The sequence below is a fragment of the Bacillus sp. Root131 genome (assembly GCF_001429475.1).
GTDB classification, from domain to species: domain Bacteria; phylum Bacillota; class Bacilli; order Bacillales; family Bacillaceae_G; genus Bacillus_A; species Bacillus_A thuringiensis_S.
The window spans coordinates 1,004,616-1,017,078 of the sequence record NZ_LMJQ01000001.1 but is presented as its reverse complement, the minus strand read 5'-3'; the positions used below and the strand labels follow the sequence as shown (position 1 = coordinate 1,017,078).

Genomic DNA, 12,463 nt, shown 5'->3' with positions numbered 1-12,463 from the left:
TCTCATAACAAAAAGCGCCTTAAAGCTGTGATACTTAGCTTTTAAGGCGCTTTTTGTTATTTATTCTTAAACTTCTCAGTCGCTGCTCTCATCTTCACATTTAAATCATGATCAATTGAGTCGCGAATATCTCGCTCTACTACTTCCATTTCTTTTTTGAAATTTTCCAAGTAGATTTTCAATTCTTCTTCCTTCTCTGGTCTTTGTGAAGGTGGTAATTGTACTACCAACGATAACATGGCCGTTAAATCTTTCATTAAGAACGTTTCAAGTTTATGTTGTTGTTCAAACATGCGTTGCTCTTGATAGTACGGAAGTGCATTTAATACTGAAATTGTAATATCATCAACCGTTCTTTGTAATGAAGGATTTATTGAGCGTTTATACGCTTGAATTGTATTTAATGCGTCTGGATAACGGTCATAAAAATACAATTTATAAAATGATAAGTCTGTCGGTTTTACAGTTTGCTGCGTTTCTTGTCTTAAGAAATCTTTCACTTTCATCGCAGCCACATCGATATCTTCACTTGTAAGCTTTTTCGTAGTTTTTGCCATTACATGCACTTTTTTCTGCTTTTCTTTCGGTAACATCGAGAAGACTTGTTCTCTCGTACGTTGACCTGATGCACAGAATAGAGTATTTAGTATATTTTGTTCTTTCTTTCCTTCGGTGCGAATCCAGCGATAAAACAGTGGGTGTTGTGTAAATTCTTGTAGAAACGGTATTGATTTGTTTGATAACTTATCTAAAGAATCTTGCGCTTTTTTATATGGCTTCGTCCATGAAAAATACAGTTTCCGTCCGAAATATACGACTAAAACAACGACAGTAAATGCTATTAAAAGCAATGTACCGAGTAGTAATAGTACTGTTTGAATGAAACTCATTTGTTCACCTCCTCTAATAATCCGTTATTTCCTTGGACGCTGAATGAGTTTCTGCTTCATCTCATCATTAAATGTGTCTAGTTCAATAACAAACTTCTTACTTGACTCAATAATACGTTCTGACGATTTTTCAGATGCCTCAATTGCAGCGAACACATTTTGGAATGATTCGCGTAATTTATCCATGCTAATAGCAGGATTCTCAAGCAATTTCGTCGTTTCTTCTGTATTTTGTTTTAACGCTTGAGAATTACTTAACACCATCGATTCAATTGCTTCATTCGTCGCATTTACGGCATCAATTGTTTTACGTTGATTCGTTAATGCTAGCTGAATAGCAGCTGAAACTGTTACAACGTTTTGCGTCATCGTAATCGCATTACGTATTGCCTCTGTTAATTTTTCATTGTTTTTCTTAATGATGTCTACAGAAGCTATAGATTGTAATAATACACTTTTCGCTTGCTGCATATTACGTGTACGTACAAGTATCTTTTCTAATGCATCGTTAATTAACGGAATATCCCTTTGACGCTCTGGGTTTTGTTTTTCAGCTTCAAGCATGCCAGCAAGCTTTTTCCCTAAGTATACTTGTTTATCAAGAGCATGAATTTTATCGTGCGATTGTTCTTTTAACATTTCAAGACCAACTGTATCCTCTTGTAGGTTATCACGACCAATTAGGAGGGATCTAATAATTTCCTCGATTTGTTTATCTATAGATTGGTATTTATGCACGTATGTTTCAAGTGGATTTTTCTTGAATACTTTAAACATTATTTTCTTCATACCACTTGCTTTAAGTGAATTGGGATCAAGCTCTGATACCACTTTTCGTAATTCTAACAATGTATTTGGAATTTCTTCATTTTTCCCATTCATCATCGCTGTTACAGGGCGTTTTAAAGCTGATAACGTTTGTCCTGCTGCTTGTTGCTCTTTATCCCCTAAATCTCCTAGCTGAGACAATACTTTTGATAAATCTGTATTTTGCTCGCTATTTAACTTTTGTACATAAAGATCAGCTTCTTTATTTAGTTCCTCTAATTCTGCATCTTTTATAACTGTATCAACTACTACTTCTACATTATTATCTTTCACAATGGATACAGGTTCTTTTTTCTCGAGTTCAGTCAACAAAATCGCTCCTTTATTTATATGTGCGAATTCATATGCACTATATTTCATCAATTATATCGTATTTCATATACATTCTGCCTGCTTGAAATCGATTTTTTAGAAATGTCTGTTTATGCAGTCATTCCCTGTTTCTTACTATAAGTATACCTGTAATCAACATAATTTTCCTCAGACTTAAGACCTAGAGAACTACATGCTGAAGGCGGATTCTTCATATATTTCCTAAATAATTTACGTTCTTTCAATCGTGCTACACTCAATCTTTTGACATTCACCCTTTTTCAATGTGATAATTCTATTACGCTCACTTTTATTTATTTTTGCGAGCTACAAATGCTCCCTTTTGAAACGCTAATAACACCGTTTCAAACGTATCATCTTCTTCAATCATTTTTATAAACTCACCTAATTCACTCGCATGAGAAGTTGCATTATCAACAACAAGAAAACCTTTTGGTTGTAACATACGTTTTATATGCTCAAACCACCACATGTATTGCGTACGCTCTGAATCTAGGAAAATAAAATCAAATGAATGATTTAATTGCGAATCTAAAAATGCCCCGGCTTCTTGATTATGAATATCGATTCTTTGTAACAGGTTTGCCTTTTCAAAATTGACAAGTGCCTCTCCAACTCGTTCTGAAGAAAGCTCTACAGTCGTTACATTTCCATTCGTTTCTTCTACCGCATTAGCTAACCACAATGTAGAATAACCATTAGAAGTTCCAATTTCTAAGATGTTTTTTGCATTACACCCTTTTACTAAAATTGATAAAAATTGCCCCATCTCACGAGAAACATTCCGTAATTTTTCTTCCCTTGTTTTTTTATTTCGATCATGCTCTTCTCCATATTGTTCAAGTTGCAATAATAATGAATCTACTGTATCCATTCTTTTCATCGCCTTTCCAAGCAATATGATGAAAAAGCTCTTGCTGCCCGTCTACTTTTTATTATATGCGAAACAAAAACCTTTTTCCTGTTATATGACAAAGATTTATAATTTTTTATAGCATATTGTTTCGTTTTTTGGTAAAGTTAATTTCTACGTGCAATTATTCCATTCATATTATTTCATATTAAAATTGCAGTTATTAAATTATATAAACCCCATTTAAATGAATCGGTATTTCAAATTCAATTAAGCGCCCTTTTCGGACGCATTTTCTTTGTTTATATATTTCCAGAAGAAAGGATGCTTACAAATGAACGTGATTAGCTTAGATGCTGCTCGAAAACGAAAGCAGCATAAAAAATTAATGATTACTATACCGATTATTACACGTATTTATGAAGAAGACGGGGAAATTAAATTTGAGGTAGCTGGCGAAAAAGATGTACCTCTTGAAATGTTAGAAAAATAATAAAAAACGCATTTCTGAAGAAATGCGCTTTTTTATATTTTTACATTTAAATGCATAAGTTTTTCAGGATTAACCATCATATAAATATTTGAAATTTTCTCATCCTCAAATGCAAACGAAAGAACATACGTTACTTTATTATTTATTGTAACTATAACTCCTGGCATACCATTTACCATTTTGAAATCAACAGTGTACTCTTCTGTCAATCGTTGTGCAATCCCAAAGAACAAGCGCATAATTCGATCCGCAGAATAAATCGGATTAATCGCAGTCGTAACTTTACCACCACCATCAGCTTTGAGTATAGCATCTGTTTTTAATACTTCTAACATACCTTCCTCATCCCCACACTGTAATGATGATACAAACTTTTCAACATAAGAAGCCATTTTCTCCGTGCTTAATTTTGATTGCTTCGGTTTCTCCAAAATGCTTTTTCGTGCACGTTGAAAGATCTTCCTGCAGTTCACACTACTCTTATCAACAATTGAAGCTATTTCTTCGTATTCATAACTGAAAACCTCTCTTAATATGAAAACAATCCTTTCTACCTCAGATAGTTGTTGTAAAAGTAATAAATATGCGGTGGAAAGGGATTCTTTCATTATAAATGACTTTGATGGCTCATCACTCTCTTCTACAAGTGGCTCTGGTAACCACATCCCTACATACACGTTACGTTTATGCGCTACCGATCGTAATTTATCAATTGAACGATTTGTCGCCATCTTACATAAATATGCTTTCATATTTTCTATAGATTGAGGATCTTCTATATTATTTAGCGAGATAAATACATCCTGAACGATATCCTCAGCATCCATAACGCTCCCAAGAATTCTGTATGCTAACGAAAATAATAATGGTTGATACGCTTCATATAACTGCTCCGTTTCCATGATGAACTACCTCACTTTCATATTGCTTTAAAATGTGTAACGCTGCACGTTTCCCGCTTGCTACCGCAGCATCAGCTAATATTTCATCATGCCCTGCCCAATCTCCTGCAACATAAATACCTGGCATTTCAGGTATATTTGGGCCCGGTTTTTCAACACGGTCAATATGAGGAAAATCATGTACTACTGTTATTTTCGGTAAATATTGCTGTGCAACAACTTCTCTTTTCCAATTTGGATGTAACAACTCCATCGTACTTTCCAACTGTTCTTTATCTTCATGAATATGATTCATCGCTAGCACAGGATTATGGTACTTAATTAGACTCACTGCAATTGATCCATCTTCACTTAATTTAGCTGCTCTCGATTGATTTGTGAAAAATATAGGTTGATCTAATCCTAATACAAATTGATGTGTAGGATTGGGTAATTGTCTCAAGCCAATATCTAATGCAGCAACAGTAACCGGTACCGATTGTTCACTCCACCTATGCAAACTTGTTCCTTCTGCACCTTTTATTATTTTACAAGCTTCTTTCGGCGGAGTCGTCACGATGACTGTACCTACTTCAAAAACCTCATCATCAACACAATGTATTCTTTGTTTATCTTCGTAATGCTCTATTTCCAAAACATGCTTTTTAGCCAAAAATTGCACGCCGGCATCGTTCGCTATAGCTCTTAATTTTGTTATTATCGTTTCCCAACCACCATCTACATAAAGCACTCCTTCTTTTATAGAAAGCTGTATTTGCTTTAGTACAGATGATGCTAATTGTATTGTAGGAGCAAACGTATATGTTGTCGTCCGGCATAGCGCATAAAAGATATTGCGAACCATTGGATCTTTTATTTCATTTTCTGCCCATGTAGTTAGACTCATTTTTGGAATTTCTCCTACATCTAAATTTCCTAAACGAATCATAAGACGTGAGAATTGTACTTTTGCAGACCACGAAAGTAGTGGTGTTGATAAAATTGAGCGAAAATCTGTTGGGATGGTGAATATATCCCCTTTCCATATTCCATGTGCTTTTGTAGATGGTATTCCACCTGGAAGATTCATACCGAGCTCATTAAAAGTTATAAACGCTGCCCCGCCTCTATATAAAGCATGTGCACCAAGATTCATGCAGATTCCATTTTTATTTATAGTCATCCCTCGGCCACCGAATTGACTCGACTTTTCTAATACAATCACTTTCCTTCCAGCTTTCGCTAAATATATAGATGCTGTTAATCCAGCAAGCCCACCGCCAACAATTGCTATATCAAATGTATTCATAATAAAATCCCTCCTTATCGTTCTACATACAAGACGAACGATTAAGGAGGGATGTGACATAAAAATAAATTTTTATTATCCTACTTTATTTCATTACTTTTTAATTCGGTCATATTGCATACGAAATAACTCAATTGCAAATGGAATATCCTCTTCACTCTTTATATAATAACTGATCCATCCTGATTCAGGTAATACGTGATGTGGTTTTACCAATCCCTGCTTCACTAATTCATCTCGCTTTAACTTCGGAAATGGTAAATCAGCTAATTTATCACCATGAAGATGGCCAAGTTCTTTCTTGCCATAATTTATTTCAATACCACCAAATCGATGCGTTTTTTCAGAAACACCCGCCCAGCTGAGTACTTCATTTCTAATCATTTCACTAAATGACATGAACATTCACTCCTTATAAATGATTGATGTAATTTTAAGTTAACATTTTCATTACTTTTTTCCATCAATCCAAAGTATGAATGGGAATACGAATATAGTTTAATCTTAATACCTTATTCTTTATGGAATAAGTGAATTTATTAAGTTATCGACAACAGCACAAAACAAAGACTAGACACATATCCTAATTTTGTAACCTAACTTACCTATAGAAAGGCGGGTAATACAATTGACTGCCAACATCGACTATACCTCCCCCTCAACTAATTTTACTTATGATGTAAATAAAAGTAATTTTTTTCAGAAAGATGCCCAAAATTATATAAATGTACTTGGCATTAAACAATTAAATACTTTAGAAAATACTTCTTTATTAGATATTTATTTAAGTACAGGAAATGTTGTAGAACCACATATTCATCAAAATGCAGCTGAACTTGTTTATTGTATTTCAGGGTCTGCTGTTGTTTCTTTACTTAATCCATTTACGAATCAAATATTAAACTTATCGATAAAACCGGGGCAAGTTGCCAACATTCCACAAGCGTGGTGGCATTATGAAATTGCTACAGCAGATAATACTCATTTATTAGCTATTTTCAATGCCCCAGCGCCAGAAGTTATTTTCGGTTCTGACATTTTAAGATTAACTCCGGCTCATATGATGGCCCATACTTACTGCCTCAATGAACAACAATGGAAACAAGCGATTTCTCCTATTCAATCAACTACTGTAATTGGTCCTCCGGCAAACTGCAATCAAAACCGTGAAATGAAAAATTATCCAATCCACCCCCTTACTCAACAGCCTAATCCCTATCGCCAAGATTCTTATTACTTTCCTCTGTACTGGGGTTATTAATTTGTAAATTTTCAAAATAATCATCATTTATCTCCTAGGAAAATACCGAGGAGATTTTTTATTGTATCTTCTCTTCCTATTAATAATAGTAACAATTGATAGTATACATACATATAATATTTATATATTAAATTGGAGGTGATAGTACTATGAGTAATTATAACTATCGAAAAAACTACTCTTATAATAAAAATAGTAGCTCTTCAGCATCCTCTCAATCTTCCAATTCCCAATCTTCCAATTCCCAATCGCAAAGAGACTTAACTCAGCAAGGCTATGTAAAGAAAAAAGGATGTAACTGTAATAAAAATAAATAGTTTATTTTATGGATGAATTCTTTTGTAAAAGAATTCATCTTTTTTTGCTGACCGGAATTTTTTTATGTTACATAACTTATTCCTTAAATAGGAAAGGATAAATTATACTTTTTATACGAACTTAACAAAGAGTGATTATTCAATTGATTTATTACCTATTCCCCCAAAAAATATAGTCCTTCCTAAATTTAGGAAGGACTATATACAAACCTCTGTTTAATTTCCTACTAAACGTTGTAACAAATTAAACGATATTAATACCTGCACTTACAAATCCAGCAACTGCAGCTATTGGACTTGCTGCTGTTAATGAAACATATAACAGTATTTTATCCCCAGCCGCTACTGGAATAGCTTCAGCTATGATTCCTGATGCTGTAGAACCAATCGCTATTGCGGCAAATGCTGGTGTTAATAATAGAGGTGCGCCTTGTACTGTAAACGTATTGCTTGCTGCAGGTGCAGTTAATATTTGTATCTGCACTTGAACTGGTGATAGTGGAGCTAATGCAGCTGTTGCACTAAAGAAACCTGCTAATGACGTAATAGTTCCTGCGCGCGGTGCTACAAATGCATAATCACCTACACCTAATGCTAATGTGATACTTGTTCCACCAGTTAAAGCTACACCAGGCTGACTAAATCCAAATCCAAGAAGAGTTCCTGTATTAGCTATTAACGCGTTAACTAACGCAGATGGAGTTGTACCTGAAGCAAATGGAATAATAGCTCCGCCACCAGTTGCACCTGTTGCTCCTGTTAAACCTGTTGCTCCTGTTGGGCCTGTTGCTCCTGTTGCTCCTGTTGGACCTGTTGGACCTGTTGCTCCTGTTAAGCCTGTTGGACCTGTTGCTCCTGTTAAGCCTGTTGCTCCTGTTAAGCCTGTTGCTCCTGTTGGACCTGTTGGACCTGTTGGGCCTGTTGGACCTGTTGCTCCTGTTGCTCCTGTTAAGCCTGTTGCTCCTGTTGCTCCTGTTGCTCCCGTTGGACCTGTTGCTCCACCTCCAGGACCTGTTGGGCCTGTTGGACCTGTTACTCCACCTCCAGGACCTGTTGGACCTGTTGGGCCTGTTGGACCTGTTGCACCTGGAGTAGCATTGATTAATTGAATTAATAAATTAAAAAGAACTTGTAAAGTTGCAGGATCGACATTTGAGTCGCAGGATACAGGGATAAGATCTAAAGCGAAGAAGAATTGTGCAAGTGCGCTATAAAATTGTTGCAATAATGTTGACAATTGACCTAAATTAGGAGCTGGAGATTGTAATAAAACTAAAATACTTTGAGTTAATTGTTTCAAAAAATTAACTTCTGGGGAAGGTAATAAGGAATTTAAGAAAATTAAAAATTGATTAAACAAATTGAATAACGCTACTCTGTTTGCATCACTTGGATTTGCAAAAAATGCTGAAATAGCTGATACTAATGAGTTTAGTAAAGTAATTAATTGACTTAATTGTTCCCTAGTAATAGGAACTGACTGTGGATTTTTACAACAATCTGGAGTGAAAACAATCGGATTATTGCAGTTGTTATGACCAAAACAATTATTACTTGTCATTTATGTCCTCCTTACTTGTTTTATATTTGAGTTTTTCCTATTATAAGGATCATAAAGTTGTAAAAGAGTATGTGTTATACATTGACTTAAAATAGGAAACATGAAATATAATTAAACTTGCAAACGCTATTTAATTATGTTCATGACTCACATATTAATTATATGTTTTTAATAATTGACTGCTTAGATTAAATACCTAAACTTAAGAGTTTATTTTATTTTTCCACGTTTATCTCTTAGGTTCAAATACACATATTAATTTGAATATACTCAACAATTAACGGTGCCATTTTTTACATATAAATTCACATTATTTCTTTACTAAAATTGTGGTCTCTTTTTAAACATGAAGCCGTTTGTATCATAGAGAACTCTCATATAATATATTGAAAAATTCATTCTATATTTTATTCCAATACACAATGAAAAGGATTGAAAGTAAATTTCCTATCATTCAACCATTTATAACATCTAGAAATTGAATGTACCTTCACTTAATTTTAACTATTTAAATATGAAACAAAAAGGACAGATTCCTTTTCATTAAGGATCTGTCCTTTTAATTAATAATGATAAATTGTAATATAATTGAAGATCCTTGCGATGGTGGTTGCGTATCCAATAAAGTTAATTTACCAGTACTCACTTCATATAATGGTTGTGGCTGCAGTATTCCGTTAACAAACAAATTAATATAAGAAACTTCACTAGGAGACAAAATATTTGTTGTACCATATTGAGGTATCCCGTCAGTATCTGTATATATAAGTTTCTCTCCATCTGCAAAAGTGTAATATAACAAATTGGTTGTTGTTATAGGGCCAATACCCCCAGTAGGACCTGTTGCTCCAGTTACTCCCGTTGGTCCTGTTATTCCAGTTGGTCCCGTTATTCCGATTGGTCCCGTTTCTCCGGTTAGCCCGGTTACTCCGGTCAGTCCCGTTATTCCCGTTGAACCTGTTATTCCGGTCGGTCCCGTTTCTCCGGTTGCTCCCGTTATTCCGATCGGTCCCGTTTCTCCGGTTGCTCCCGTTATTCCGATCGGTCCCGTTATTCCGGTCGATCCCGTTTCTCCGGTTGCTCCCGTTATTCCGGTCGATCCCGTTTCTCCGGTTGCTCCCGTTATTCCGGTCGGTCCCGTTATTCCGGTCGGTCCCGTTTCTCCGGTTGCTCCCGTTATTCCGGTCGGACCTGTTTCTCCTGTTGGAATATAAATTGGTGGAAGAATCGGAAATGTAGGTCCAATATTTTCTGGCCCTATCATCCCCTTATTCAATGATAAATTGTCATTGCGTTTCAATTTAATACCTCATTCCACATGTTTTTTAATTCATACACATCATTATGATCCTATTATTAAAGAATGACTTTATAACTATTCTCTTTTTCTTCCCAAAGAATTATTACATATATTAAACATTTTACCGTTGCTATAACCGCTTTAATTAATATAATAAATAAATCATTCTATTTAAAAAGTACTAAATCTATAACATTCTTATTTAAAAAGATGAGGTGATTTATATTCAAGATAATAATGAAATTAGAAAAAAAGAAATAATGTCAATGGCCCTTGACATTATTTTCCCTTACAGGCTTACTGGGCCTACCGGAAGTACTGGTTTAATCGTTACAACAAACTCTATGTTCGCTAATAATACATTAGGTGGTCCCATCTCTGTGATATTAGGTGGCACTAATATTCCTCTTTCTAATAACCAAAGCCTCGGTAATTTTACAGTTAACGCCTCAAACGATATATTTACAATTCCTGTAACTGGAAGATATCATTTAACCTATCAAGTTAATACGACAACCTCTCTACTTGCTGGAACAAGACTACTATTAAACGCTTCTACGCCAATTCCTGGCTCTATTTTTTCTCCCGCGTTATCAACTTCAAATTATAGTAATAATTTAATTACTAATTTAAATGCTGGTAATACAATTTCACTACAATTATTTGGTATATTATCCGTCGTGAATTTAGTTGGAGGCGGATCAACAGGTGCCTCTCTTACAATTATACGAATTGATTAAAAAATGATTCATTCTTTTTTATAATAAAAAATCTAAATACTCACTTAGTAAATGTTACTATAGTGAGTAAGTAATAAAAACAAATTATACTATATCCATAGTAGAAAACATCTATACTAAATTTTCCGTATATATATTATCAATTTACACTTCCCCCAAGTCGATGTTACATTAAAGATGAAGATTGTTTCTCCTTTACAGACCATCTCAATATGTATTTGAGAAACATCTCCAATCCTATACGCGAGAGCAATACTATATTGACACTCAATTGAGTGTCTTTTTTTATTCAAAAAAATAAAACCATCTCTTATAGATGGTTTTAACAATACACATTTACTTTTACTCTTTATATTATTGCCAGCTTATAAAGCTGGATAATAAATAGTCATACTTAACCGAGTTAATGTTCTTCCTGAATTAGTATAAGTATGCGGTCTATCCGCCTTAAAGCGAATTGAGTCTCCATTATTTAACGTATATTGACAATCATTTATATCAATTTTCAATTCCCCTTCAAATACCGTTATAAATTCCTCAGTACCCTCTTTATGTGCTTCTGAACTTAAATTCCCTTCTGTTTCAATTTCAACCGTATAGATTTCGAAGTTTCTATCATCTTGGAAAGGAAATGAGGGATACACTTTATATCTCCCATTGTCTTCAGACAATGCTTGAACATCATTTCGTAAAATCACTTTCGTATCAGGCTGTGGATTATTAATTAAAGAGGTAAAGGATACTTTCAAACCATTAGCAATTTTCCATATTGTTGTTAGTGTCGGGCTTGAATCTCCTCTTTCAATTTGTCCAATCATCGTTTTACTTACACCTGTTAATTGAGAGACCTTTTCTAAACTTAATTTTTCTTTTTCACGTATTGATTTTAAATTTTTTGCCAGAATAAGTTGAATTTCTTCCATAAAAAACACTCCTACATTGTATACAATATAACGTCCGTTATGTATAATAAAAAGCACACGTTATATTGTTCTTTTTGATCATTATAACATACAAAATAATTAGGGGGTTTTAAAATGCCAATATTTTCTTTTTTGTTATTTGTTTTTATAAGCAGCTTCACACCTGGCCCTAACAATTTCTTAGCTATGACATACGCAAATCAACACGGATTAAAGAGAAGTATAAACTTTTGCTTTGGAGTAGCATTCGGTTTTTTCATCCTCACTTCTTTATGTAGTTTCTTTAATATTGTATTAATTAATATTGTACCTATAATTGAATTGCCTTTAAAGATTTTAGGTGTCGCGTATATGCTATATTTAGCCTTTAAAATAATCACTAGTAAAGGCAGTGCAGAACCCGATGAAAAAAATAATAAAAACTTATTTACAGTGGGTATTTTTCTTCAATTTGTTAATCCAAAAGGAATATTATTTGGACTCACCGTAGTCTCTACTTTTATACTCCCTTACTACAACTCATATTCAATTTTTCTACTTTTCTCATTATTCCTAGGTATAGTTGGTTTACTGAGTACATTTAGTTGGAGCCTTTTTGGTTCCATGTTCCAAAAAATTTTATTAAAACATAATCAATTATTTAACATCATTATGGCTGTTTTATTGATTTTCAGTGCTATTTCAATTGTTATTCACTAGCTATTAACTCATTCTGGATGCTTTTTATCCTCTTTTCTGTATACATCACATCAATATTATAATAATCTTAAAATG

Annotated in this window: 13 protein-coding genes; 4 read left to right on the top strand and 9 right to left on the bottom strand. The window is 34.0% G+C overall.

The annotated features are described in order from the left end of the window. Positions 1–56: 56 nt before the first annotated feature. From ASE54_RS05155 to ASE54_RS05145, 3 genes are all read right to left on the bottom strand, one after another. Positions 57–890, bottom strand: a complete 834-nt coding sequence (locus ASE54_RS05155; protein ID WP_000008362.1) for a DUF3974 domain-containing protein — start codon at positions 888–890, stop codon at positions 57–59. A gap of 24 nt (positions 891–914) precedes the next feature. Beyond that, positions 915–2,027: a toxic anion resistance protein gene (locus ASE54_RS05150; RefSeq protein ID WP_000137396.1), complete on the bottom strand. Its 1,113-nt coding sequence runs from the start codon at positions 2,025–2,027 to the stop codon at positions 915–917. Positions 2,028–2,340: 313 nt separating this feature from the next. Then, positions 2,341–2,934 (bottom strand): class I SAM-dependent methyltransferase, encoded by a 594-nt coding sequence (locus ASE54_RS05145; RefSeq protein WP_002082794.1) that lies wholly within the window; start codon positions 2,932–2,934, stop codon positions 2,341–2,343. A 304-nt stretch (positions 2,935–3,238) separates the two neighbouring features. On the opposite strand from ASE54_RS05145, the gene ASE54_RS36210 reads away from it, so the two are divergent. Continuing rightward, positions 3,239–3,397 carry a hypothetical protein gene (locus ASE54_RS36210; RefSeq protein ID WP_001100984.1) on the top strand — a complete coding sequence of 53 codons (159 nt, stop codon included), beginning with the start codon at positions 3,239–3,241 and terminating at the stop codon, positions 3,395–3,397. 32 nt (positions 3,398–3,429) lie between these two features. Here the strand turns inward: ASE54_RS36210 and ASE54_RS05135 are convergent, their stop codons facing one another. From ASE54_RS05135 to ASE54_RS05125, 3 genes are all read right to left on the bottom strand, one after another. After that, positions 3,430–4,299 (bottom strand): sigma-70 family RNA polymerase sigma factor, encoded by an 870-nt coding sequence (locus ASE54_RS05135; RefSeq protein ID WP_000447150.1) that lies wholly within the window; start codon positions 4,297–4,299, stop codon positions 3,430–3,432. Further along, positions 4,277–5,587 carry an FAD-dependent oxidoreductase gene (locus ASE54_RS05130; RefSeq protein ID WP_001091191.1) on the bottom strand — a complete coding sequence of 437 codons (1,311 nt, stop codon included), beginning with the start codon at positions 5,585–5,587 and terminating at the stop codon, positions 4,277–4,279. The genes ASE54_RS05135 and ASE54_RS05130 overlap by 23 nt, the downstream gene beginning before the upstream one ends. Before the next feature lie 93 nt (positions 5,588–5,680). Continuing rightward, positions 5,681–5,986, bottom strand: a complete 306-nt coding sequence (locus ASE54_RS05125) for a luciferase family protein (protein ID WP_000010327.1) — start codon at positions 5,984–5,986, stop codon at positions 5,681–5,683. A 229-nt stretch (positions 5,987–6,215) separates the two neighbouring features. Here ASE54_RS05125 and ASE54_RS05120 point away from each other — a divergent pair, with 229 nt between their 5' ends. Then, positions 6,216–6,848 carry a cupin domain-containing protein gene (locus tag ASE54_RS05120; protein ID WP_000126312.1) on the top strand — a complete coding sequence of 211 codons (633 nt, stop codon included), beginning with the start codon at positions 6,216–6,218 and terminating at the stop codon, positions 6,846–6,848. 561 nt (positions 6,849–7,409) lie between these two features. On the opposite strand, the gene ASE54_RS05115 is transcribed toward ASE54_RS05120, so the two are convergent. Together ASE54_RS05115 and ASE54_RS05110 are read right to left on the bottom strand one after the other, a co-directional pair. Next, positions 7,410–8,726, bottom strand: coding sequence for an exosporium glycoprotein BclB-related protein (locus tag ASE54_RS05115; RefSeq protein ID WP_014895243.1), 1,317 nt, complete (start codon positions 8,724–8,726; stop codon positions 7,410–7,412). Between the two features lie 559 nt (positions 8,727–9,285). After that, positions 9,286–10,026, bottom strand: a complete 741-nt coding sequence (locus tag ASE54_RS05110) for a DUF4183 domain-containing protein (RefSeq protein WP_000827728.1) — start codon at positions 10,024–10,026, stop codon at positions 9,286–9,288. Between the two features lie 215 nt (positions 10,027–10,241). Here ASE54_RS05110 and ASE54_RS05105 point away from each other — a divergent pair, with 215 nt between their 5' ends. After that, a complete protein-coding gene (locus ASE54_RS05105) occupies positions 10,242–10,766 on the top strand; it encodes a hypothetical protein (RefSeq protein WP_000639405.1) in 525 nt (174 codons plus the stop codon). A 365-nt stretch (positions 10,767–11,131) separates the two neighbouring features. Here the strand turns inward: ASE54_RS05105 and ASE54_RS05100 are convergent, their stop codons facing one another. Further along, a complete protein-coding gene (locus ASE54_RS05100) occupies positions 11,132–11,689 on the bottom strand; it encodes an XRE family transcriptional regulator (protein ID WP_000391292.1) in 558 nt (185 codons plus the stop codon). A 114-nt stretch (positions 11,690–11,803) separates the two neighbouring features. On the opposite strand from ASE54_RS05100, the gene ASE54_RS05095 reads away from it, so the two are divergent. Next, positions 11,804–12,388 carry a LysE family transporter gene (locus tag ASE54_RS05095; RefSeq protein ID WP_001121279.1) on the top strand — a complete coding sequence of 195 codons (585 nt, stop codon included), beginning with the start codon at positions 11,804–11,806 and terminating at the stop codon, positions 12,386–12,388. Positions 12,389–12,463: the final 75 nt, after the last annotated feature.

Bases quoted from the DNA above. Each gene is read 5' to 3' on its own strand.
- ASE54_RS05155 (WP_000008362.1), bottom strand. From the start codon at position 890: ATGAGTTTCATTCAAACAGTACTATTACTACTCGGTACATTGCTTTTA.
- ASE54_RS05145 (WP_002082794.1), bottom strand. From the start codon at position 2,934: ATGAAAAGAATGGATACAGTAGATTCATTATTATTGCAACTTGAACAA.
- ASE54_RS36210 (WP_001100984.1), top strand. From the start codon at position 3,239: ATGAACGTGATTAGCTTAGATGCTGCTCGAAAACGAAAGCAGCATAAA.
- ASE54_RS05135 (WP_000447150.1), bottom strand. From the start codon at position 4,299: ATGGAAACGGAGCAGTTATATGAAGCGTATCAACCATTATTATTTTCG.
- ASE54_RS05130 (WP_001091191.1), bottom strand. From the start codon at position 5,587: ATGAATACATTTGATATAGCAATTGTTGGCGGTGGGCTTGCTGGATTA.
- ASE54_RS05125 (WP_000010327.1), bottom strand. From the start codon at position 5,986: ATGTCATTTAGTGAAATGATTAGAAATGAAGTACTCAGCTGGGCGGGT.
- ASE54_RS05115 (WP_014895243.1), bottom strand. From the start codon at position 8,726: ATGACAAGTAATAATTGTTTTGGTCATAACAACTGCAATAATCCGATT.
- ASE54_RS05100 (WP_000391292.1), bottom strand. From the start codon at position 11,689: ATGGAAGAAATTCAACTTATTCTGGCAAAAAATTTAAAATCAATACGT.
- ASE54_RS05095 (WP_001121279.1), top strand. From the start codon at position 11,804: ATGCCAATATTTTCTTTTTTGTTATTTGTTTTTATAAGCAGCTTCACA.